Below are 24,562 nucleotides of genomic sequence, written 5' to 3' on the forward strand. Positions count from 1 at the left end.
ACCGCTCATTAAGCGGTATTTTTTTATCTCAAATATCACGTTATGAACGTAATCCAATACCGCGTGATATTAGATAGTATGCCACGCTATACAACGCAATAACAAAAACACTCAATACAGCAAACGATGTACCAATTCCCACATCAGAGACGCCAAGAAAGCCGTAACGGAAGGCATTCACCATATAAACGATTGGGTTGATCTTCGATACACCTTGCCAAAATTCAGGCAGTAGATTGATCGAGTAAAACACCCCACCAAGATAGGTCAACGGCGTTAGCACGAACGTTGGAATAATACTGATATCATCAAACGTGCGGGCAAATACCGCATTAATTAAACCGCCTAATGAGAACACGATAGATGTCATTACCACGGTGGCTACAATCACACCAATATGTGCAATGTGAAGCTTTACAAACAACAATGATACAATCGTAACTAATGTCCCTACGGCTAAACCACGTAGTACACCACCACCGACATAACCGGCAATAATGATGTAGTTAGGAACTGGCGCAACCAATAACTCTTCAATGTTGTGCTGAAATTTAGCACTAAAAAAAGAAGACGCTACATTAGAATAAGAATTAGTGATCACTGACATCATGATCAAACCTGGAACGATATAGGCCATATAACTAAACCCTTCCATATCACCTATTCGGCTACCAATTAAGTTACCAAAAATAATGAAATACAAGGTCATGGTAATGGCAGGTGGGACTAACGTTTGCACCCAAATACGTGTAAATCGATGGATTTCTTTGGCAATTAAGCTTTTAAAAGCGATCCAATATTGTTTCTTCACGCCTCAACCCCTTTATTATTCTGTGCTTGGTGTACCAAAGTGACAAACAATTCCTCTAAACGGTTACTCTTATTGCGCATCGATTTAACCTCAATCCCTTGCTCTGTTAATTGACTAAATACAGGATTTAAACTTTCGCCTTTTTTCAGTTCAATTTCCAACGTCGCACTATCAACCAATAGGCTATTGAAGCCAATCAGGTTTGGTGGCGTCTGTTGCGGGTTGATATCTAAAATAAACGTTTCTAATTCAAGCTTTCCCAATAAGTGTTTCATTGAGGTATGCTCAATCAATTCACCATGATTAATAATACCGATATTACGACACAGCATTTCGGCTTCTTCCAAGTAGTGAGTGGTAAGAATAATCGTCACCCCTTCTTGGTTTATTTTACGTAAAAACGTCCACATAGATCGGCGTAATTCAATATCGACACCCGCGGTTGGCTCATCTAAAATCAGCAACTTAGGTTCATGCATTAATGCACGAGCGATCATTAATCGACGCTTCATCCCACCGGATAAATTACGCGCACGCTCACTGCGCTTACCCCATAAATCAAGCTGTGATAAATATTTCTTAGCACGCTCTTTAGCAAGCGATCGCTCTACACCGTAATAACCCGCTTGGTTAATCACGATTTGCTCAACCGTTTCAAAAGGATTGAAATTAAATTCTTGTGGCACTAACCCTAGCTGGTTTTTCGCATCGACTTTTTCAGAGTCTAAATCATAACCAAAGATTTTTACCGAGCCCGAGGTCTTATTCACCAGTGAGCTAATGATGCCAATAGTGGTCGATTTTCCCGCACCATTAGGCCCTAATAACGCAAAAAAATCCCCTTCATCAACGGTTAAGCTCATATTCTTTAAAGCTTCCACACCGCCTTTGTAAGTTTTTCTTACATTTTTTATTTCTAAAGCGTTCATAAATTGCAATCTTTCTGTTACAAAATTAAAAGGAATTATTAATTATCTATCACTAATCCGATTTGCTATTAGCGAAGCTTGTGTATAGTAAGGAACATATCAATATAAGGTATCATCATGGCAGATATTAAGCAGCTCTTCGCAAACAACCTATCTTGGTCAGAGAACATTAAAAATGAAGATCCTGACTACTTTACCGAACTGGCAAAAGGACAACATCCACAATACCTTTGGATCGGTTGTTCAGACAGTCGTGTTCCCGCAGAACGTTTAACGGGACTTGTCTCTGGTGAATTATTCGTCCACCGAAATGTAGCCAACCAAGTGATCCACACCGATCTTAACTGTTTATCCGTGGTTCAGTATGCTGTTGATGTACTGAAGGTGAAACATATTATTATCTGTGGTCACTATGGCTGTGGTGGCGTTACCGCAGCCATTGAAAACCCACAGCTAGGTTTAATCAATAACTGGCTACTGCATATTCGCGACCTTTACTTAAAGCACCGTACTGATTTAGGTGCCCTTCCTCGCCAAGAGTGGGATGATAAACTGTCCGAGATCAACGTGGCTTCTCAGGTTTATAACCTAGGTAACTCTACGATCCTGCAGCAAGCATGGGAACGCGGACAAGAAGTGAAGATCCATGGTTGGATCTATAGTACAAGCAATGGCGTACTTAAAGATCTTGGTGTTACCTCAACCAGTCGTGAAACACTTGAAGTCGGCTACCAATCGGCAATGTCTTCACTGCTGCCACCGTTAGAACAGTCTATCAATGATCATATTTCTGAAAAAACTAACTAAGCTTTAGAATCGATCATGATAAAAAAAGCGACCATCAGGTCGCTTTTTTTTATTCCGGAACCACTTTACCGATGAAAGGTAAATGACGGTATTTTTGTGCGTAGTCGATACCGACACCCACAACGAATTCATCAGGAATAACAAAACCGTGCCAATCAACTTTCACGTCCACTTCACGACGCTCTGGCTTATCAAGTAAGGTACAGATACGAATCGAGTTAGGTTCACGCAGCGATAAGATCTCGTACACTTTATGTAATGTATTACCGGTATCGATAATATCTTCTACCAGCAGTACATCTTTGCCTTTGATGTCATCATCAAGATCTTTCAAAATCCGCACATCACGACTACTTTCCATCGTATTACCGTAGCTTGATGCAGTCATAAAATCGACTTCATGAGGCAAGTCAATCGCACGTGCAAGATCTGCCATGAACACAAAAGAACCACGCAATAAACCTACCATCACTAGATCTTTTGAATCTTTGTAACACTCAGTAATTTGCTTGCCTAGCTCTTTAACACGTTCTTGAACTTCCTGCTCAGAAATCATTACTTCAATTGTATGTTTCATTTTCTTCTCCACTTGTGCGACTGCACTAGCCATCACAGGCTACTTATTTCAAAGGAATCGCATTGTACCACTCCTCAGAAATAATGGTTATTTAATCAATAGTGTCAATAATCCGAAACACTTTAGATTAGTTATATTTGCCGAACAGTTGTTTATTATGTAACCTAGCTTTATTAAAGCAGATGCATAAACAGTTTTTATTCTTAGGCTAGGGATTATTAATTATGGATACGATTACAAAAAAAACCCGTACTCGTCTTTCACCTGAAAAGAGAAGACAACAACTTCTTGATTACTCATTAGAAGTTTTTGCCAGAAGAGGTATCGGTCGTGCAGGGCATGCTGATATCGCTGAAATGGCAAACGTTTCCGTTGCAACTGTGTTTAATTACTTTCCAACCCGTGAGTCACTGGTTGAACAAGTACTCATTGAAGTTGAAAACGAGTTTAGTGCATTACTAGAAGAATGTTTGGGTGATAAAAACAAGACACTGCATGCACGTTTAACCTGCATTAGCCACAATCTTATCGATACAGTTTTAGAGCAACAAGATTGGATTAAAGTATGGTTTGAATGGAGTACTTCGGTACGTGATGAAGTATGGCCACAATTTGTTGAAACCAACCGTAATAACCTTCATAAAGTACGTGATGCGTTTGCCCAAGCTATCGATAACGGTGAAATTACTACCGCACAAAAAGCCGATGATTTAGCGAAATTATTACACGGTATTTGTTACGTAATTTATATCCAAGCTAATTTACTGCCAGATCAAACTGCACTCCAAGAACAAGCTGAAATCTACCTTGAAGCATTAGCTTTAAATCGCTAATTCAAGTGCATAAATAATAAAGCCTGCATCATGCAGGCTTTATTATTAGCAAAATTGAGCTCAACTATCTCTTTGCAAACAGCTACGCAACCGCAAACACCACTGGTAAATGGGGCTCAACTTCAACTGCAACACGATCGCCAACATTCATCAATAAATTTGAATTAACAATCAATTTATAACCTGAAAAATCAACCGTGTAACGACAGCTATCTCCCATGAATTGTTGTTCGATAATTTCACCATCACCATCGTTTTGTAGCATGACACGCAAGTTTTGTGGCCTTAATAGCCAATCAACTGACGTCTCATCAAGTAACGTTTCATTAGACGCTAACGCTAACTCACCTAATGGTGTCAGCAAACGCGTTTGATTTTTTACCGTCGCTGGAAGGTAAGACCCGGTACCGAGGAAATCAGCAACAAATCGACTACTTGGCTGATAATACAACTCTGTAGCACTACCAAATTGTTCAATCACACCATGATTCATTACTGCCATTTTATCAGCAAAAGCGAAAGCTTCTTCACGGCTATGGGTAACAAAGATCGCTGTCACTCCCTGCGCTTTAAAGATTTTTCGAATATCACGAATCAAACTATGTCGTACTTGTGTATCTATGTTAGAAAATGGCTCATCTAACAAAATCAAATCAGGCTCACACGCCAGTGCCCGAGCAATCGCGACACGTTGCTGTTGTCCTCCTGATAATTGGTGTGGATAACGATCCTCTAACCCTGTTAAATGCACCAAGGTTAACATTTCTTGGATCTTGGCGTCTGTACGGGCTTTATCCCAATGGCGTAGACCAAAGGCAATATTTTGCGCCACGGTTAAATGCGGGAACAAGGCATAGTCTTGGAAAATCATCCCAATATTACGTTTTTCTGGTGGTACCCATTGCTGCTTATCAACAATTGTCCGCCCATTAATCGACATTAAGCCTTGTTCTAAAGGCAGCAATCCTGCAATCGCTTTTAACAGCGTTGTCTTACCACAGCCACTTGCGCCTAGCAGACAAACGATCTCACCTGAGTTAACCGCTAACGATAAGTCTTGCAACACAGCCTGACCATGGTAACTACAGGTTAAGCCGCTGACAGATAATGCATGTTTCATTAGTTCTTTTGCTCCAAAGATCGGTTAACCAATACCAAGGGAATTAAACCCACAACCACCAGCAAAATAGCCGGTAATGCAGCTAGCTCTAGCTGTTCATCTGACGCAAAATTAAATACGTAAGTCGCTAAGGTTTCAAAATTAAATGGCCGCAGCAACAAAGCTGCATTGAGCTCTTTCATCGACTCAATAAACACCAGTAACCCCGCAATTAAACAACCCCGACGTATTAACGGCAAATGGACTTTTCTCAACATCGCCGTTGAGGCATAACCCATGGTTTTCGACGCCATATCTAATGATGGCGATACTTTGGTTAAACTTGTTTCAATGCTACCAATCGCAACGGCAGCAAAACGGACCACAAAGGCAAAAATAATCGCGAATATCGAGCCTGAGAAAATTAACCCCGGACGACCTAGCCCTAAGCTCATCGCAATATCATTAACCAGATGATCAGCACTGGTTAGTGGGATCATCACCCCTATCGCCAACACAGTACCCGGTACTGCGTAGCCTAATGACGATAAACGGATTGGTATTTGGCTAAGACCGTTACCATCAAGGCGTCGATAAAAGTTAACCAAAAGCCCTAAAATTACCGCTATAACAGCAGCAGTAATCGAGACAAATAAGCTATTTAAGCTGTACTGTTTAAATTCAGGCGTCCAACTTTGGCTAAAATACTCAACAGCGTAATAACCCAGTTGTAACAGAGGAAAAATAAAAGCACAGCCAACAAGCCCCCAACACCATACGAGTGCTAGCCACTTTTTCCATCCTCTTAAGTTGTACTTAACATCCCCATCGTTATCGCATTGATGTTGAAACATCTTTTGCTTACGACGACTGAAACGCTCACAACTGATCAAAAAGAAAATAACAAGCAACATGATGGCTGAGATTTTCGCGGCAGCATAAAGATTAGAATAACCTAGCCACGTATCATAAACCGCTGTCGTTAGTGTATTAACGGCAAAGTAACTAACCGTACCAAAATCTCCTAATGCTTCCATCGCCACAAGCGACACCCCAACAGCAATAGCCGGACGTGCTAACGGCAGTGAAATACGGCGGAAACTTTCCCAGGGTGTGCAACGAAGCAAACGTGCTGATTGCAATAAGCTGACGCTCTGCTCCATAAAAGCAGCACGAACAAGAAGATAAATATAAGGATACAGTACTAATGCTAAAACAAAACATGCCCCGCCTAATGAGCGAAGGTCAGGAAACCAGTAGTCACTAACATGCTGCCAGCCGAACATACTACGTAAAAAAATCTGAATTGGGCCCGCGTAGTCAAACCAATTAGTATAGAGGTAACCAACAATATAGCCGGGCATAGCTAAAGGTAAAACAAGTGCCCATTGAAGTGTTTTTTCAGTTGGTAAGCGGCACATTGCCATTAACCAAGCAGTAGGAAGACCGAAGCACAGAGATAACAGTACCGTGCCAAAAACTAAAGCAACAGTATTAAAGGCATAGGTAGGCATCACCGTATTCATTAGGTGACCAAACACCTCATCTGAATTACCCATTGCGGTAAAAAATATTGCCAGAATGGGAAAAACCAGTAGCAGAGCAAAGGTCCAACTACCGGCTTTCCAGAACAAAAACTTTTCTTTCATTGACTACTACTTAGTATTTTCCAATATCTCAACCATAAGAAAAACGGCAAGATTAAGTATCGACATTCCCTAGTGATGGGAAGAGGAAACTACCACAACTTATTGTGAAATTTACCAAGCATGATGCAAAAATGGGGCTTAGCACCCCATTTATTTTGTAACTAATTACAGATCAAACTTCACTTCATCCAGCAGTTTTGTTGCTGCATTGTGGTACTGTGCAATCTTGTCTAGTGATACATCATCAGCTTTAAAATCACCCCAAGATGCCACAAGTTCTGAGCGCTTCACACCCTCTTTAACTGGGTATTCATAGTTCACTTCAGCGTACATTTCTTGTGCTTTATCAGACGTTAAGAATTCCATTAACTTAAGTGCGTTAGCTTGGTTTGGCGCGTATTTCGCCATTGCCATTCCACTTACGTTAACGTGCGTACCATTACCTTCTTGACCAGGGAAATTAATATAAACCGCTTCAGCCCATGGTTTTTGGTTTTCATCGTTAACCATCTTACCTAGGTAGTAGCTGTTACCAATCGCTAAATCACATAGGCCTTCTTTAACCGCTTTAACTTGTCCGCGGTCGTTACCTTGAGGTTTACGAGCAAGGTTTGCTTTCACACCTTCTAACCATTTTTTCGTTTCTGCTTCGCCGTAATGTGCAATCATCGATGAAACGAGTGAAACATTGTATGGGTGCTTACCTGAACGTGTACAAATTTTACCTTTCCACTCAGGCTTTGCTAAATCAGCATAATCAAAAGACGCTGGTAGCTTACCTACACGATCTTTTGATGAATATACGTTTCGCGTACGCAATGTTAGAGCAAACCACTCATCTTCGTTATCACGAAACTGTGCAGGAACATTACCATCAATCAGCTTGCTATCCACTGGCTGAACTAATTTCTTATCAGATAGCTCTACCAAACGGCTAATATCGGTTGTTAGGACAACATCAGCAGGGCTGTATTCACCTTCTTGCTCAAGCTTTTCAGCAAGACCTTTTTTAGCAAACTTCACATTAACTTTAATACCAGTTTCTTTTGTGAATTCGTTAAACATAGGCTCAACTAAGAAAGGTTGGCGGTATGAATAAACATTAACCTCTTCAGCCGCAGTGGCAACTTGAGGAGCGGCTAAACCCATAAGGATTGCTGAAGCTAAAAGCTTTTTCATTGATTATTCCCTTAAATGCAAAATGTAATGATAACGTTTCTCAATAAGATTCATTATACGTAAAACACTTACCTTCGCAATCCAGTAGTTACAATTTATTACAATCAAAAATAAAACTCGCCACCCATTTCTAGGTGGCGAGTTTTTATCTATAAATTAATCAATTACTTATATTTTATTTCACGCTAACAAATTCTGGGTAGGCGTCAACACCACAATCATGTGAATCCATACCTTCCAGTTCTTCCTCTTCTGTTACGCGAATACCAACCGTGACTTTTAGTACACCCCATACCGCTAAACTTGCTGCAAACACCCAACCGAAGATAACCGCAGCACCAAATAACTGAGTCATAAAGCTTGCATCAGCATTACTAAATGGCACGACCATTAGACCAAATAAACCACATACACCGTGTACTGAAATCGCACCTACTGGATCATCAATCTTCACTTTATCAAGCGCAATGATACTAAACACAACTAATGCACCAGCAACCACACCAATAATTAACGCAGCAACAGGTGATGGCGATAATGGATCTGCCGTGATAGCTACAAGACCGGCTAACGCGCCGTTTAACACCATAGTTAAATCAGCTTTACCCCATGTTGTTTTACATACTGCTAGTGCTGCAATGGCACCAGCGGCAGCTGCGGCATTCGTATTTAGGAAAATTTGACCAACAGCCGTTGCGTTTTCAAAGTCAGATACCATTAACTGTGAACCGCCGTTGAAACCAAACCAACCGAACCACAGAATAAATGTACCTAATGTCGCAAGTGGCATGTTTGAACCCGGAATTGGGTAAATCTCGCCATTTTTACCATACTTACCTTTACGTGCTCCCAGTAACAATACACCCGCTAGTGCTGCTGCAGCTCCTGCCATATGTACAATACCTGAACCTGCAAAGTCGCTAAAGCCTGCTTCTGATAGGAAACCACCACCCCATGTCCAGTAACCTTCTACAGGATAGATAACCGCTGTTAGCACTACAGAAAAGATTAAGAATGACCATAGCTTCATACGTTCAGCTACCGCACCAGAAACAACAGACATCGCAGTCGCAACGAAGACAACTTGGAAAAAGAAGTCAGATTCTAAAGAGTGATCAGCGCCTTCAGCTTGCGTACCAATTAATGCTCCAAACGAGGGTAACCAACCACCCGCACTATTATCGACGTACATAATGTTGTAACCAACCAGTAGATACATGGTACAAGCGATAGCGTATAAACAGATATTTTTAGTTAAAATTTCAGTGGTGTTTTTCGAACGTACAAGGCCTGCTTCTAACATCGCAAAACCTGCCGCCATCCACATCACTAATGCGCCAGAGAGCAAAAAGAAAAATGTGTCTAACGCATAACGTAATTCTATTACTGTTGTTGATAATTCCATGGTCGTCTTCCCCTAATAACCCAATTCATCAATTCTTTTATTGTTGTGAACTACAGTGCTTCTGTGTCCACTTCACCGGTACGAATACGTACCGCGTGCTCAAGATCGTAAACAAAAATTTTGCCGTCACCGATTTTCCCGGTTTGTGCGGCATTGCTGATAGCTTCAACAATGGCATCTAAATTCTGAGCTTGCGTTGCAATTTCAATTTTCACCTTAGGTAAAAAATCAACCTGATATTCAGCACCACGGTAAAGCTCTGTATGCCCTTTCTGTCGGCCAAATCCTTTGACTTCCGAGACGGTCATACCTTCTACACCGACATCGGCTAATGCTTCACGTACGTCGTCTAATTTAAATGGCTTAATAATGGCGTTAATTATCTTCATTGCTTGCTCCTCAAATACCCAATCCTTGATGTTTACAGTTATTTAACAAACAAGCATTGTGCCAACTTTCATTTACATTAAAATTCAATAGCTTAAGATATTTAAAGAAAATTAACGAAAAAAGGCTGCACCATCACAGTGCAGCCTCCTCACTAATATGAAGCATAAAAACGCCTCAAATCAATTCTATTTTTAAAGCTCGATAAGAAAATTAAAAACGCGCAATAAAAGTACGCCAACCTTCTAACACTTGCTCAAGATCTTCAAAACCACAAACAGAAAGACTTTCTTCATCATAGAAATGAAAATCCTCTTCAAAGTCTTCCTCTTCTTCTGAAAACAAACAGTTAGCTTGAACCAAGGCTTCATTATCTTGCAATAATAGGGTTAATTCCTCCCCCACTAAACGCCATTCTTGGCTACTGTTTTTCATTGCACTAAGTTGATCCATGATGAGATCGAGCTTCTCGGTATCCTTACCTATTTCTTCAATGATCCAACGACCCAATACTTCATGACCCATAGAGAAAATAGCGTGATAAGTACCGTCCAAGGTATTTTTTTTAAATTCGTAGTCCATACCTTTCGTTCCTCATAGATGATCTTCTTGCTTTAATAAGCTGATAAAATACAGCCTATATGCTGCCGCCCATTGTCAGGATCTACTCAAGAAATGCAACTCAATACCACAAGTAGACGCAAATCGTGCTACACAATGACGTAACCATAACAAAAATGCTCGTATTCCTTCTCTTCGTTTAGAGCTCATTATTATGAAAATTATTATTGCTCCTGATTCTTACAAAGAAAGCTTAACGGCAATGGAAGTGGCTACCGCGATTGAAAACGGTTTCCGCCAAGTATTACCAAACGCTGAATACATAAAGCTTCCCATGGCTGATGGTGGTGAAGGCACAGTTCAATCATTGGTGGATGCTAGCAACGGTCGCATTATTGAGTGCACAGTAACAGGACCGTTAGGCGAACAAGTGAATGGCTTCTTCGGCTTAATGGGGGATGGAAAAACCGCGATTATTGAAATGGCTGCAGCTTCCGGTTTACATCTTGTTAGCCCTGAGCAGCGAAACCCCATGTTAACCAACAGCTTTGGGACTGGTGAATTAATTCTCGCAGCATTAGATAAAGGAGTTGAACACATCATCGTCGGTATCGGTGGTAGCGCAACTAACGATGGTGGTATCGGGATGGCACAAGCGTTGGGGGTACGTCTACAGGATGAAAACAACAACCCAATTTGCTTCGGCGGCGGTGCGTTAGCTCGCTTACACCATATTGATATTAGTAATATCGACCCTCGTCTTGCTCAGGTCAAATTAGAAGTTGCCTGTGATGTCGATAATCCACTGTGTGGTGAAAAAGGGGCATCTCAGGTATTTGGCCCACAGAAAGGTGCAACACCTGAGATGGTAGTGCAACTCGATACCAACCTCGCCCATTATGCAGAAATCATTAAACGCGATTTAGGTACTGATGTAAAAGACATGGCAGGTGCAGGGGCTGCTGGCGGTATGGGAGCTGCTTTACTTGGACTATTTAACGCACAGTTACGCCCAGGGATAGAAATCGTTATGGATGCGGTCAATTTAGCAGATGTATTAAAAGACGCTGATTTAGTGATCACTGGTGAAGGCCGCATTGATAGCCAAACGATTCACGGTAAAACCCCGATTGGTGTGGCACGTACGGCCAAGCGTTTTAACAAACCTGTCATTGGTATTGCAGGATGTTTATCTTATGACTGTGATGTTGTTTATGAGCACGGTATTGATGCGGTATTCAGTGTCGTACCACGCTCGGTAAGTTTAGCTGAAGCACTTGCAGAAGCTGCAATTAACGTTGAGCTCACAGCACGTAATGTCGCAGCGATTTACACCTTAGGTCGCTAATAAAAACTTTTTCCATACCAACAAAAAACGCCTCGAATATTCGAGGCGTTTTTTATTATTTAATCAACAACTAAGCACAATGACTAAGCTGGTTGTTGAATGATCACTTCATCCGCTTTCTTAGTGTAATCTTCCATACGGTGGAAGTTTAAGTAACGGTAAGTATCCGCCGCTGTTGCATCAATTTGTTTCGCGTATTCTAGGTATTCTTCCTTCGTTGGAATACGACCTAAAATAGCACCAACTGCAGCAAGCTCAGCTGAAGATAGGTAAACATTGGCACCTGTACCTAAACGGTTAGGGAAGTTACGGGTTGATGTCGACATCACTGTCGCCTTATCTGCAACACGTGCTTGGTTACCCATACACAGTGAACATCCCGGCGTTTCAATACGAACCCCAGCACGACCAAAGATACCGTAGTAGCCTTCTTCCGTTAGCTGATCTTTATCCATCTTCGTTGGTGGTGCGACCCACAAACGTGTATCTAGCTGACCACCAAATTTCTCTAGCAGTTTACCTGCTGCACGGAAGTGGCCAATGTTCGTCATACATGAACCGATAAACACTTCATCAATTTGTGTACCTTGAACGTCAGACAATAAACGCGCATCATCAGGATCATTTGGCGCACATAGAATTGGCTGATTGATATCTGCCAAGTCAATTTCAATCACGTGTGCGTATTCAGCATCGCTATCTGCGGTCATTAGCTCAGGATTGGCTAACCACTCTTCCATCGCAGTAATACGACGCTCAATGGTACGACGATCGCCATAACCTTCAGAAATCATCCACTTCAGCATCACGATGTTTGAATTTAAGTATTCTGCAATCGATTCTTCAGAAAGCTTAACCGTACAACCTGCCGCACTACGCTCTGCCGATGCGTCTGATAGCTCAAATGCTTGCTCAACCGTTAGGTGCTCAACACCTTCGATCTCCAGTACTCGACCAGAGAATTCGTTGATCTTACCTGCTTTCTCAACGGTCAGTAGACCCTGCTGAATCGCGTAGTATGGGATCGCATGAACCAGATCACGTAGCGTGATACCTTCTTGCATCTCACCTTTAAAGCGAACCAGAATAGATTCAGGCATATCTAACGGCATAACACCTGTTGCCGCAGCAAAAGCGACAAGGCCAGAACCAGCTGGGAATGAAATACCTAATGGGAAACGGGTATGTGAGTCACCACCTGTACCAACGGTATCAGGCAGTAGCATACGGTTTAGCCATGAGTGAATAACACCATCACCCGGACGAAGTGATACACCACCACGATTCATAATAAAATCAGGTAATGTGTGGTGAGTATTAACATCAATCGGTTTCGGATAAGCCGAGGTATGACAGAACGACTGCATCGTAAGTTCAGCAGAGAAACCAAGACATGCTAAGTCTTTTAATTCATCACGAGTCATAGGACCTGTGGTATCTTGCGAACCTACCGTTGTCATCTTAGGCTCACAGTAAGTGCCTGGGCGAACGCCTTCAACACCACATGCTTTACCTACCATCTTCTGCGCTAAAGTATAACCCTTACCGCTATCTTCAACCGCAACAGGACGACGGAAAATATCCGATGATGGTAAACCCAATGATTGGCGCGCACGATCGGTTAGGCCACGACCAATGATCAATGGAATACGACCACCCGCACGTACTTCATCAATCAGCACATCCGTTTTTAGCCCAAAAGTAGACACTAGCTCATCACTTTCGTGACGACGAACTTCACCTTTAAATGGGTACACATCAATCACATCACCCATCGCGAGTTGAGTTACATCAACTTCAATCGGTAGTGCGCCTGCATCTTCCATCGTATTAAAGAAGATAGGAGCGATCTTGCCACCTAAAACATAACCACCCGCACGCTTGTTCGGTACATAAGGGATATCATCGCCCATGAACCAAAGCACAGAGTTAGTCGCAGACTTACGAGAAGAGCCTGTACCTACAACATCACCAACATAAACAAGCTGATGACCTTTTTCTTTTAACGCTTCGATTTGCTTGATCGGACCCACAGAGCCTTGTTGATCAGGCACGATACCTTCACGTTCATTTTTCAGCATCGCAAGCGCGTGAAGTGGGATATCTGGACGAGACCATGCATCAGGTGCTGGTGATAAGTCATCGGTGTTGGTCTCACCTGTAACTTTAAATACAGTCAGGGTGATTTTTTCAGCCAATGCTGGTTTAGATAGGAACCACTCAGCATCAGCCCATGATTGGAGAACTTGCTGAGCAAATACATTGCCTGCTTTTGCTTTTTCTTCTACATCGTAGAACGCATCAAACATCAATAATGTATGAGATAACGCTTTAACTGAAATCGGAGCTAGCGTGTCATCATCAAGCAAAGAAATAAGTGGTTCGATATTGTAACCACCTTGCATTGTGCCGAGTAACTCTGCGGCTTTTTCTTTACTTACGATAGGTGATTGCGCGTCACCTTTAGTGATCGCTGCAAGGAAACCCGCTTTTACGTATGCCGCTTCATCAACGCCCGGGGGAATACGATTTTCTAGTAGATCCAGCAGAACACTTTCTTCGCCTGCTGGCGGATTTTTTAGTAACTCAACAAGAGCGGCAACCTGTTCAGCATCCAATGGTTTAGCAACAACCCCTTCAGCAGCACGCTCTTCGACGTGTTTACGGTAGGCTTCAAGCACGACATATTCCTCATATTACGGTCTGGCACCATAGGCCAAACATCCTTGGAAGTGAGTGATCTCTAGATTCTTATAATCATGTTTTGCTGAACATTGTCAGAGCCAAAACCCTTTAGGAGAGACCAAAACTGTGCAGTATTATACCATTTTTAACGTAAACTTAAAAACTACTGCTTTTTTACAACATTCACATTTTAGGAAAATTCTTTGTTCATAATGTGTAAAGCGATCCTCAATATTTATAACGCATAAAATAAAAGACGCTTGTTTCATATTAGTTTTATTTTCTCTTTTTTAGCTACAGGTCATATTTAGTGACGTAAATCACTAAAGTTTTGTAACAAATTTGCAGATACATAACGGCGTATTTTCATTTCATTGATCAGTATTGCGTTGTCACGTTGTGCATGGTCTGTTCACTTGCTCATAAATATAAGCCGTTTTATGAATTACAAACATTTAAGTATCAAACCCATGATGGTCAAACCGTTGTTGGCGAAGCACGTAATACCATAAATCAACTGTCATCGGATATTAGCCAAGTCAGCGATGTTATTGACTCACTGGCAAGTAATACCCAGTCGATTGGTAGTATTTTAGATGTGATCCGTGGGATCTCAGAACAAACTAACCTACTTGCCCTCAATGCCGCTATTGAAGCAGCACGTGCTGGTGAACAAGGACGAGGGTTTGCGGTCGTGGCCGATGAAGTGCGTAATCTTGCTAGTCGTACTGCCGATTCTACCGACGAGATCCAAACGATGATCAACCGCCTTCAGCAAGAAGCATCCAATGCAGTGGTTGCGACGGAACAAAGCCGTCAGCTGTCTGAAAATGGGGGATCAGCTTCCGATCAAGCATCTGTTGCTTTAGTGTCGATTTCTGAGCGTATTAGTTTAATTGCCGATATGAATACCCAAGTGGCTAGCGCGACAGAAGAGCAGTCAACCGTGGTACAAGACATTAATTGTAATATTGAAGAGATAAATGAAACCACTCAGCTAACCGCAGAAACAGCCGCGCAATTAGCTGATTCAAGCCAAGCATTACGTCAACTATCACAACGTCCTGATGACATGGTCGGTACGTTTAAGTTGTAACCTGAAATTAAATGTTAGCAATGCTAAACAGCAGACAACAAAAAAGCGCCCTTAGGCGCTTTTTTATTATCATAACAAGTAGTAATTACTTCTTACGCTTTACCGCTTTTGCATTTGGAAGGTCAGTGATAGAGCCTTCAAATACTTCAGCAGCAAGACCTACTGATTCGTGTAGTGTTGGGTGAGCGTGGATAGTTAATGCGATATCTTCAGCATCACAACCCATCTCGATCGCTAGACCGATTTCACCAAGTAGTTCACCACCGTTAGTACCTACGATAGCACCACCGATCACACGGTGCGTGTCTTTGTCGAAGATCATCTTCGTCATACCGTCAGCACAATCAGATGCGATAGCACGGCCTGATGCCGCCCATGGGAATGTAGCAACTTCGTAGTTGATGCCTTCCGCTTTCGCTTCTTTCTCAGTCTTACCAACCCACGCAACTTCTGGCTCAGTGTAAGCAATTGAAGGAATAACTTTAGGATCGAAGTAGTGCTTCTTACCAGAAATAACTTCAGCCGCTACGTGACCTTCATGCACACCTTTGTGAGCCAACATTGGTTGACCAACAACATCACCAATTGCGTGAATGTGAGCAACGTTAGTACGCATTTGCTTATCAACGTTAATAAAGCCACGCTCATCAACATTGATACCCGCTTTTTCAGCGTCAATCAGTTTACCGTTTGGTACACGACCGATAGCAACAAGAACAGCATCGTAACGAACAGGCTCAGCAGGTGCTTTTTTGCCTTCCATCGTTACATAAATACCGTCTTCTTTTGCTTCAACAGCTGTTACTTTCGTTTCAAGCATCAGGTTGAATTTCTTCGCGATACGCTTAGTAAATACTTTAACGATATCTTTATCCGCAGCAGGGATCACTTGATCGAACATCTCAACAACGTCGATTTGAGAACCTAGCGCGTGGTAAACCGTACCCATTTCAAGACCGATGATACCGCCGCCCATAACAAGTAACTTCTCAGGTACTTCTTTAAGCTCAAGCGCATCTGTTGAATCCCAAATACGTGGGTCTTCATGCGGAATGAATGGTAGTTCGATTGGGCGAGAGCCCGCCGCGATAATCGCGTTATCAAAGTTAACCGTTGTTGGGCCATCAGCACCTTCAACAACAATGCTGTTAGGGCCAGTAAATTTACCGTAACCGTTCACAACATTAACTTTACGCATCTTAGCCATACCGCCAAGACCGCCAGTTAGCTGAGTAATTACCTTATCTTTCCACAGACGGATCTTATCGATGTCTGTTTGTGGTTCACCAAAAACAACGCCGTGCTCAGCCATTGCTTTTGCTTCTTCGATAACTTTCGCTACGTGAAGTAATGCTTTTGATGGGATACAACCCACGTTAAGACATACACCACCTAGTGTGTTGAATTTTTCAATTAGAACCGTATCTAGACCTAAGTCAGCGCAACGGAATGCAGCAGAGTAACCAGCAGGGCCTGAACCCAACACCACTACCTGGGCTTTAATTTCTTTACTCATTATGACCTCGTTGTAAGTCTTATATCCCTAACAAGCTATCAGGTAACTTTTACGTATTTGTATACGTTTATCTTTCAGATGGACAACAAGTCTACAGACCTGTTAACAGAGTGAAAAATAAATTACTGCAGCCTGTGAGCTACACAACAATTCCATGCCTACGCATTGTAGGCATGGCGTTGTGGATGTGAAACCTTAAAGTACTAAACGACGGATGTCTGATAGACAGCCATTTAGGTAAGTGATGAAGCGCGCACCTTCAGCACCATCAATCACACGGTGATCGTATGATAGTGATAATGGAAGTTGTAGACGCGGTTCGAACTCTTTACCGTTCCATACTGGTTTCATTTCAGACTTAGATACACCTAGGATACCTACTTCTGGTGCGTTCACGATTGGTGTGAATGCAGTACCACCTAAGCCACCAAGGCTTGAGATAGTGAAACAGCCGCCTTGCATATCAGATGCAGTTAGCTTACCAGCACGCGCTTTCTTAGAAATAGCCATTAGCTCTTCAGATAGCTCGTAGATACCTTTCTTGTTCACATCTTTAAATACAGGAACAACTAGGCCGTTTGGCGTATCTACTGCGATACCGATGTTGACGTATTTCTTCAGGATCAAGCTCTCGCCATCGTCAGATAGAGAAGAGTTGAATGAAGGGAATGCTTCAAGTGCTTTAGCAGCCGCTTTCATGATGAACACAAGTGGTGTGATCTTCATGCCAGAGTCTTTCTTCGCTTCAATCGCGTTTTGCTCTTTACGGAATGCTTCAAGCGCAGTGATATCTGCGTTATCCCACTGTGTAACGTGAGGGATCATTACCCAGTTACGGTGTAGGTTAGCGCCAGAGATCTTCTTAATGCGAGATAGTGGCTTAACTTCAGTCTCACCAAACTTGCTGAAATCAACTTTCGGCCAAGGTAGTAGACCAAGCGCTGCGCCATCGCCTTTACCTGACGCAGAAGCTGCTGCACCAGACTCAAGACGCTTAAGTGCATCTTTAACGAAGTTTTGTACGTCTTCTTTAAGAACGCGGTTCTTACGGCCAGTACCTTTAACTTTCGCAAGGTTAACACCGAACTCACGAGCTAGACGACGAACAACTGGTGATGCGTGTGCGTATTCGTTGTTTTCAACGAAATCACCTGTTGCTGCAGGCGCTTCAGCTTTTGCTGGAGCCGCCGCAGGTGCTGCAGCAGGAGCAGACGCTGCCGCTTGAGCTACAGGAGCCGCTGCAGGTGCTGCACCAGCAACCGGAGTGCCGGCCACTTCAAATACCATGATTAGTGAGCCAGTAGAAACCTTATCGCCTTCTGCGATCTTGATTTCTTTAACTGTACCAGCGAATGGTGCAGGCACTTCCATAGAAGCCTTGTCACCTTCAACAGTGATTAGCGATTGCTCTTCTTCCACTGTATCGCCAACAGATACCATGATTTCAGTAACTTCTACTTCGTCACCACCGATATCAGGAACGTTAACTTCTTTCGCTGCAGATGCTGCAGGTGCTGCTGGAGCAGGCGCTGCTGCTTGAGCAACAGGTGCAGAGCCAGCCACCGGAGTGCCGGCCACTTCAAATACCATGATTAAAGAACCAGTAGAAACCTTATCGCCTTCTACAATTTTGATTTCTTTAACTGTACCAGCGAATGGTGCAGGCACTTCCATAGAAGCCTTGTCACCTTCAACAGTAATTAGAGATTGCTCTTCTTCTACTGTATCGCCAACAGATACCATGATTTCAGTACATTCAACTTCATCACCACCGATATCTGGAACATGAACTTCTTTCAGTTCAGCCGCTGCTGCTGGAGCTGGAGCAGCAGGCGCTGCTTCAGCCACAGGAGCAGGTGCAGCTTCAGCTGCACCCTCGGCTTCGAAAATCATGATTAGAGAACCAGTAGAAACCGTGTCGCCTTCAGCAACTTTGATTTCTTTAACGATACCCGCTTGAGAAGCAGGAACTTCCATTGAAGCTTTATCGCCTTCAACAGTGATCAGTGATTGCTCTTCTTCAACCTTGTCGCCAACGCTAACAAGAATCTCAGTTACTTCAACCTCATCCGCACCGATGTCTGGTACATTAATTTCGATTGCCATTTTTAATTTGCCTCTTATGCGTATAGCGGGTTGATCTTGTCAGCGTCGATATCGAACTTAGCAATTGCATCTACAACTACAGCGTTATCAATATCGCCACGTTTAGCGAGTTCAGAAAGTGCAGCAACAACAACGTAGCCAGCATTCACTTCGAAGTGACGACGTAGGTTTGCACGGCTATCAGAACGACCGAAACCATCAGTACCAAGAACCTTGTAAGACTCAGATGGCATGAATGCACGTACTTGTTCTGCGTAGTTCTTCATGTAGTCCGTTGCAGCGATTGCAGGCTCAGAACCCATTGCAGTTGTTAGGTAAGGAACCTTCTTCTCTGCAGTTGGGTGAAGCATGTTGTAACGCTCACAATCTTGACCATCACGAGTTAGTTCGTTGAATGATGTTACAGAGTAAACATCAGACGCTACACCGTACTCTTCACTTAGGATCTGTGCCGCTTTACGTACTTCGTTCATGATAGTACCAGAGCTCATTAACTGAACTTTAGACTTATCACCAGCGTGAGACTCAAGCTTGTAAATACCCTTACGAATGCCTGCTTCAGCGCCTTCTGGCATTGCTGGCATTGCGTAGTTTTCGTTCATTACTGTTAGGTAGTAGTAAATGTTCTCTTGATTTTCACCGTACATGCGACGAATACCGTCTTGCATGATAACCGCTAGCTCGTAAGCAAACGTTGGATCGTAAGAGATACAGTTAGGTACTGTATTTGCAAGAATATGACTGTGGCCATCTTCGTGCTGTAGACCTTCACCGTTCAGTGTTGTACGACCAGCAGTAGCGCCTAGTAGGAAGCCACGTGCTTGTTGGTCACCTGCTAGCCATGCCATGTCACCAATACGTTGGAAACCGAACATTGAGTAGTAGATGTAGAATGGGATCATTGGAAGATCGTTGGTGCTGTAAGATGTTGCAGCAGCAACCCAAGATGCCATTGAACCTAGTTCGTTGATACCTTCTTGAAGTACCTGACCAGATGTCGCTTCTTTGTAGAAAGAAACGATGCCTTTATCTTCTGGTGTGTAAGTTTGGCCATCTGGGTTGTAGATACCAACCTGACGGAACAGACCTTCCATACCGAACGTACGCGCTTCATCACAGATAATTGGCACGATGTTCTTACCGATCGCTTTATCTTTAAGAAGAATATTTAGCGCACGAACATAAGCCATAGTGGTTGAAATTTCACGCTTCTGCTCACTTAGTAATGGCGCAAATGCATCAAGCTCAGGCACTTTAAATTCTTGAGTAAACTTAGGGCTACGCTTAGGTGTGTAACCGTGTAGCGCATCACGACGAGCGTGTAAGTAGTTGTACTCAGCAGAGCCTTCTTCCAGTTTTAGGTAAGGCAGAGCCTTAAGATCTTCTTCAGAGATAAGATCTTGTAGACCTAGACGATCACGTAAGTATTGAACGTGAGTCATGTCCATCTTCTTAACACCGTGAGCGATGTTCTTACCTTCAGCCGCTTCACCCATACCGTAACCTTTAACAGTCTTAGCTAGGATCACCGTTGGCTTACCGCTTGTTTCTTTTGCATTGTTAAATGCAGCAAATAGTTTCGAAGAATCGTGACCACCACGCTTCAATTCGAAGATTTGCTCATCAGTCATGTCAGAAACAAGTGCCGCTGTTTCAGGGTACTTACCAAAGAAGTGCTCACGTACATAAGCGCCATCTTTAGATTTGAATGTTTGGTAATCACCATCGATAGTTTCGTTCATAAGCTGTAGTAGCTTACCAGACGTATCTTTCGCTAATAGTGCATCCCAGTTGTTGCCCCAGATAACTTTAACAACGTTCCAACCAGCACCTTTAAATAGACCTTCAAGCTCTTGAATGATCTTACCGTTACCCATTACTGGGCCGTCTAGACGCTGTAGGTTACAGTTGATTAGGAAACATAGGTTGTCTAGTTTCTCACGCGCAGCGAAAGAAATAGCACCACGTGATTCTGGCTCATCCATCTCACCATCGCCCAAGAACGCGTATACGCGCTGAGCTGAAGTATCTTTAAGGCCACGACCTTCTAGGTACTTAAGGAAACGCGCTTGGTAGATCGCAGAAATTGGACCTAGACCCATAGAAACCGTTGGGAACTGCCAGAATTCAGGCATTAGTTTAGGGTGTGGGTATGAAGGAATACCTTTACCATCAACTTCTTGACGGAAGTTATCTAGCTGCTCTTCAGTTAGACGACCTTCAACAAACGCACGAGAGTAAATTCCTGGAGAAATGTGACCTTGGTAGTAAACCAAATCACCGCCATCAACATCGTTAGGCGCACGGAAGAAGTGGTTGAAACATACTTCGTAAAAAGCAGAAGCAGACTGGTAAGAAGCCATGTGGCCGCCTAAGTCTAAATCTTTCTTAGATGCACGTAGAACGATCATGATTGCGTTCCAACGGATGATAGAACGGATACGACGCTCTAATGTTACATCACCTGGATACGCGGGTTCTTGTGCTGCTGGAATTGTGTTGATGTAGTTTGTGTTTACGCCAGTCGGCATATCTACACCATCTAAACGAGCTTTTTCTAATACTTGCTCAAGTAAGAACTGTGCGCGTTCTACACCTTCTTCACGGACTACTGATTCAAGTGCTTCTAACCAATCTTGAGTTTCCAGTACATCCACGTCACTTTTCATGACTTCAGACATGCGATCTATCCTTTCGTTGATAATCTACTAACAATGTCGCGACTAGGTCTAACTTCGTTTTTAGGTATGAAGTTAAGACTCTAACCCGTCCTTGCGCTGTTGAATCCGACGAAGAGAGCGTTCACGCCTGCTATCTTCACGCGATAAATCCAACAAGGTTTCCTCGATGTAAGCCAAATGTGCGTGCGATGCTTCACGGGCCTTTTCAGGCTCACCAGAAACAATCGCCTGCACAATATTAGCTCGGTGCTTTCTTACTTTCTCCACCACCTCAGGTCGGCGGTTTAGGAGTTCGAAATTTTGTAATACGTTTTGCTCAAGTAGCGGCGCTAAACTACGAATAATATGCAGTAACACCACATTGTGAGCCGATTCTGTTACCGCAATAAGATATTGCATCACCGCGCTAGCTTCTAAGGGTAAATCCCCTTGTTGCTGCGCGTCTTGAATACGCTGATGACAATCGCGAATGCGAACAAAATCTTCTTCGTTACCGCGCAATGCCGCAAAATAAGAGGCTAAGCCTTCTAGTGCATGGCGAGCTTCCAATAAATCTAATTGTGTTTCCGGATGAGTCGCTAATAGATCCAATAAGGGTTCAGAAAAACTTTGCCATAACTTTTCTTTTACGAATGTTCCGCCGCCTTGGCGACGAGTAAGCAAATGCTTTGCTTCTAAACGTTGGATCGCCTCACGAACGGAAGGACGAGAAACATCGAATTGTTTTGCCAACTCTCGCTCTGGAGGTAATTGCTGACCTGGGGACAAAATTCCCTCTAAAATCAAGCGCTCCAATTCCTGCTCAATAGCATCAGAAAGCTTTGGTTGTTTAATGCGTTTATAAGTCATTTTTATCGACGCTTCTTATATTAATCCCGTTTCATAAAGACCGAATCATCGGATAATTGGTATTACCAATTGTTTTACCGAGTGAAAGTTTACAGAAATAAATAAAGATGTCCACACACAACTTGATTGAAATCATAGAACGAAGTTGGTTTTAACAAAAAATTAAACTTTTGACTTATTAATAAAACATTACATATTCAGAGCTAGAAACAGCCAAGCAACGAAAAAGGTGATAGGAAGGAATAAAAAGCAGAGTGATTATGAAAATTGGTCAGACCAATTTGACCAATTTCCATTCGTAAATAAAACTTTAGTCTAATAACTGCCCTTTTAAAGCTGTTTTTTAAACCGTCGCCAATCAAACGATAAACCAGGATCTGTTTTTCGTCCAGGGGCAATAAATTCATGCCCTGTTACACGCTCTCGGGTGATAGCGGGATAACGGCTCATCAAAGATTGAGTCAATTTTGTCAGCATTTGATATTGTTCAGAAGTATACGGCAGGTGATCTGTGCCTTCTAATTCGATGCCAATTGAAAAGTCATTACACTTATCCCGATCGTCAAACTTTGATACCCCCGCATGCCAAGCACGCTGATTAAAAGGCACAAACTGCACTATTTCACCATCTCGGCGTATCAAACAGTGAGCAGAAACACGAAACTGATGAATAATTTCAAAATACGGATCATCTGCAGGGTTTAATTGCCCAGTAAACAGCTGCTCAATATAAGGACCACCAAATTTACCCGGTGGTAAGCTTATATTATGTACCACCAGCAATGACATCTCGTCATGAGGTCTATTATCACAAAAAGGGGATGGCACACGCCTTGCTGTCTGTAACCAATTATCATCGTTAATCAATAACGTCATAATCCATCTTCTATTTACGTGTTACTAAAACCAAATTAGCAGGTAAAGTATCATTAGCTTATATTGAAAAGCCAATTTCCTCTCATCGCTTTTGCCTATCGCAGTAATAGATAGAAACAACCAAATATTTGGTGATTAACATTCGATTAACCCGTATTCACTTTATCCTACTGCTTTCTCACGGTATGATTTGCGCCATCATTCGCAGCACTTTTGCTGCTAAACGCGCAATGGATACAAGAAGACAGATATGGAACACAAACACGATAGCAGTGCCCGCCTCGCTTACCTTAAACAACTTCTCCCAATCGAGATCAGCCGTACTGTTGCCGATACACTTCGCGAAGATTTAGGTGGTGAGATTAATGCCAATCTCGATATTACAGCCAATCTAATTCCTGCCGATAGCCAAGGCGTTGCCACTATTATTACTCGCGAACATGGCGTATTTTGCGGAAAAATGTGGGCTGATGAAGTATTTAAGCAACTCGGTGGCGAAGTCACCATTGATTGGCACGTAGAAGATGGTGATGTGGTTGAGCCTAATCAAACCTTGTGTACCCTATCAGGCCCGTCACGAGCGCTGCTTACCGGCGAGCGTAACGCGATGAACTTTATCCAAACCCTATCCGGTTGCGCGACATTAACCGCTGAATATGTCAAACAGTTAGAAGGCACCAACACTCGCCTACTCGATACCCGTAAAACTGTTCCTTGTCTGCGTAGCGCATTAAAATATGCCGTGACTTGTGGCGGTGGCTTTAACCACCGTATTGGCGTGTTTGATGCTTACCTTATAAAAGAGAACCACATCATTGCTTGTGGTGGTATTGAGCAAGCCATCACTACAGCGAAACAGCTTAACCCCAATAAACCTGTCGAAGTGGAAACCGAAAGTCTTGCAGAGCTAAAACAAGCCATTGAAGCCGGCGCTGATATTGTGATGCTGGATAACTTTACCTTAACCATGATGCGTGAAGCCGTCGCGTTTAACGCTGGACGTGTGGCATTAGAAAACTCAGGGGATATTACCCTTAGCAATATCCGCGAATGTGCTGAAACTGGCGTGGATTATATTTCGGTAGGTGCACTGACTAAGCACGTTAAAGCGATGGACTTATCGATGCGCTTTAAATAACACCTATTCACTATCAATTTTTTGTGACAC

The 24,562-nt window shown here is 42.8% G+C and carries 19 protein-coding genes and 1 pseudogene; 5 read left to right on the forward strand and 15 right to left on the reverse strand.

Annotation, left to right across the window (positions count from 1 at the left end):
• Positions 1 to 40 precede the first annotated feature (40 nt).
• Positions 41 to 811, reverse strand: coding sequence for an ABC transporter permease (locus C9J46_RS06740; protein ID WP_107206580.1), 771 nt, complete (start codon positions 809 to 811; stop codon positions 41 to 43).
• Positions 808 to 1,740: an ABC transporter ATP-binding protein gene (locus tag C9J46_RS06745; protein ID WP_107260193.1), complete on the reverse strand. Its 933-nt coding sequence runs from the start codon at positions 1,738 to 1,740 to the stop codon at positions 808 to 810. The genes C9J46_RS06740 and C9J46_RS06745 overlap by 4 nt, the downstream gene beginning before the upstream one ends.
• A 117-nt stretch (positions 1,741 to 1,857) precedes the next feature.
• Between C9J46_RS06745 and can the strand changes: the two genes are divergently transcribed.
• The gene (gene can / locus C9J46_RS06750) at positions 1,858 to 2,547 is read left to right on the forward strand and encodes a carbonate dehydratase (protein ID WP_107260195.1); all 690 of its coding nucleotides are present in this window, start codon (positions 1,858 to 1,860) and stop codon (positions 2,545 to 2,547) included.
• A gap of 49 nt (positions 2,548 to 2,596) precedes the next feature.
• Here the strand turns inward: can and hpt are convergent, their stop codons facing one another.
• Entirely contained in the window at positions 2,597 to 3,124 is a 528-nt protein-coding gene (gene hpt, locus C9J46_RS06755; RefSeq protein WP_107206578.1) for a hypoxanthine phosphoribosyltransferase, read from the reverse strand.
• A gap of 224 nt (positions 3,125 to 3,348) precedes the next feature.
• On the opposite strand from hpt, the gene C9J46_RS06760 reads away from it, so the two are divergent.
• Positions 3,349 to 3,957, forward strand: a complete 609-nt coding sequence (locus C9J46_RS06760) for a TetR/AcrR family transcriptional regulator (protein ID WP_107206577.1) — start codon at positions 3,349 to 3,351, stop codon at positions 3,955 to 3,957.
• 82 nt (positions 3,958 to 4,039) lie between these two features.
• Here the strand turns inward: C9J46_RS06760 and C9J46_RS06765 are convergent, their stop codons facing one another.
• The 6 genes from C9J46_RS06765 to C9J46_RS06790 form a co-directional block, all read right to left on the reverse strand.
• On the reverse strand, positions 4,040 to 5,077 hold the full coding sequence (locus tag C9J46_RS06765) for an ABC transporter ATP-binding protein (RefSeq protein WP_107206576.1): 1,038 nt from the start codon (positions 5,075 to 5,077) through the stop codon (positions 4,040 to 4,042).
• Positions 5,077 to 6,705: an iron ABC transporter permease gene (locus C9J46_RS06770; RefSeq protein ID WP_107290684.1), complete on the reverse strand. Its 1,629-nt coding sequence runs from the start codon at positions 6,703 to 6,705 to the stop codon at positions 5,077 to 5,079. The genes C9J46_RS06765 and C9J46_RS06770 overlap by 1 nt, the downstream gene beginning before the upstream one ends.
• A 165-nt stretch (positions 6,706 to 6,870) precedes the next feature.
• A complete protein-coding gene (locus tag C9J46_RS06775) occupies positions 6,871 to 7,884 on the reverse strand; it encodes a Fe(3+) ABC transporter substrate-binding protein (RefSeq protein ID WP_107260197.1) in 1,014 nt (337 codons plus the stop codon).
• Between the two features lie 175 nt (positions 7,885 to 8,059).
• Positions 8,060 to 9,289: an ammonium transporter gene (locus C9J46_RS06780; RefSeq protein ID WP_107206573.1), complete on the reverse strand. Its 1,230-nt coding sequence runs from the start codon at positions 9,287 to 9,289 to the stop codon at positions 8,060 to 8,062.
• 50 nt (positions 9,290 to 9,339) lie between these two features.
• On the reverse strand, positions 9,340 to 9,678 hold the full coding sequence (locus C9J46_RS06785) for a P-II family nitrogen regulator (protein WP_008987933.1): 339 nt from the start codon (positions 9,676 to 9,678) through the stop codon (positions 9,340 to 9,342).
• Between the two features lie 211 nt (positions 9,679 to 9,889).
• Complete coding sequence (locus C9J46_RS06790) at positions 9,890 to 10,258, reverse strand: YacL family protein (protein ID WP_005371287.1); 369 nt, start codon at positions 10,256 to 10,258, stop codon at positions 9,890 to 9,892.
• Positions 10,259 to 10,451: 193 nt separating this feature from the next.
• Between C9J46_RS06790 and C9J46_RS06795 the strand changes: the two genes are divergently transcribed.
• Complete coding sequence (locus C9J46_RS06795) at positions 10,452 to 11,585, forward strand: glycerate kinase (protein ID WP_107260199.1); 1,134 nt, start codon at positions 10,452 to 10,454, stop codon at positions 11,583 to 11,585.
• An 83-nt stretch (positions 11,586 to 11,668) separates the two neighbouring features.
• On the opposite strand, the gene acnB is transcribed toward C9J46_RS06795, so the two are convergent.
• Positions 11,669 to 14,266 (reverse strand): bifunctional aconitate hydratase 2/2-methylisocitrate dehydratase, encoded by a 2,598-nt coding sequence (gene acnB / locus C9J46_RS06800; RefSeq protein ID WP_107246347.1) that lies wholly within the window; start codon positions 14,264 to 14,266, stop codon positions 11,669 to 11,671.
• A 467-nt stretch (positions 14,267 to 14,733) separates the two neighbouring features.
• Between acnB and C9J46_RS06805 the strand changes: the two are divergent.
• Positions 14,734 to 15,366: pseudogene (locus C9J46_RS06805) on the forward strand (methyl-accepting chemotaxis protein); the annotation flags it as partial.
• Between the two features lie 85 nt (positions 15,367 to 15,451).
• Here the strand turns inward: C9J46_RS06805 and lpdA are convergent.
• The 5 genes from lpdA to ampD all read right to left on the reverse strand — a co-directional run bounded on the left by lpdA (position 15,452) and on the right by ampD (position 23,394).
• Positions 15,452 to 16,882 (reverse strand): dihydrolipoyl dehydrogenase, encoded by a 1,431-nt coding sequence (lpdA, locus tag C9J46_RS06810; protein WP_107206570.1) that lies wholly within the window; start codon positions 16,880 to 16,882, stop codon positions 15,452 to 15,454.
• A gap of 195 nt (positions 16,883 to 17,077) precedes the next feature.
• Entirely contained in the window at positions 17,078 to 18,988 is a 1,911-nt protein-coding gene (aceF, locus tag C9J46_RS06815; RefSeq protein WP_107290685.1) for a pyruvate dehydrogenase complex dihydrolipoyllysine-residue acetyltransferase, read from the reverse strand.
• Positions 18,989 to 19,002: 14 nt separating this feature from the next.
• A complete protein-coding gene (aceE, locus tag C9J46_RS06820) occupies positions 19,003 to 21,669 on the reverse strand; it encodes a pyruvate dehydrogenase (acetyl-transferring), homodimeric type (protein WP_107290686.1) in 2,667 nt (888 codons plus the stop codon).
• Between the two features lie 72 nt (positions 21,670 to 21,741).
• The gene (gene pdhR, locus C9J46_RS06825) at positions 21,742 to 22,518 is read right to left on the reverse strand and encodes a pyruvate dehydrogenase complex transcriptional repressor PdhR (RefSeq protein WP_107246344.1); all 777 of its coding nucleotides are present in this window, start codon (positions 22,516 to 22,518) and stop codon (positions 21,742 to 21,744) included.
• 330 nt (positions 22,519 to 22,848) lie between these two features.
• A complete protein-coding gene (gene ampD, locus C9J46_RS06830; RefSeq protein ID WP_107287279.1) occupies positions 22,849 to 23,394 on the reverse strand; it encodes a 1,6-anhydro-N-acetylmuramyl-L-alanine amidase AmpD in 546 nt (181 codons plus the stop codon).
• 250 nt (positions 23,395 to 23,644) lie between these two features.
• Here ampD and nadC point away from each other — a divergent pair, with 250 nt between their 5' ends.
• Positions 23,645 to 24,532: a carboxylating nicotinate-nucleotide diphosphorylase gene (gene nadC / locus C9J46_RS06835; RefSeq protein ID WP_107290687.1), complete on the forward strand. Its 888-nt coding sequence runs from the start codon at positions 23,645 to 23,647 to the stop codon at positions 24,530 to 24,532.
• Positions 24,533 to 24,562 lie beyond the last annotated feature (30 nt).

This window comes from Photobacterium sp. GB-36, assembly GCF_003026135.1.
GTDB lineage: Bacteria > Pseudomonadota > Gammaproteobacteria > Enterobacterales > Vibrionaceae > Photobacterium.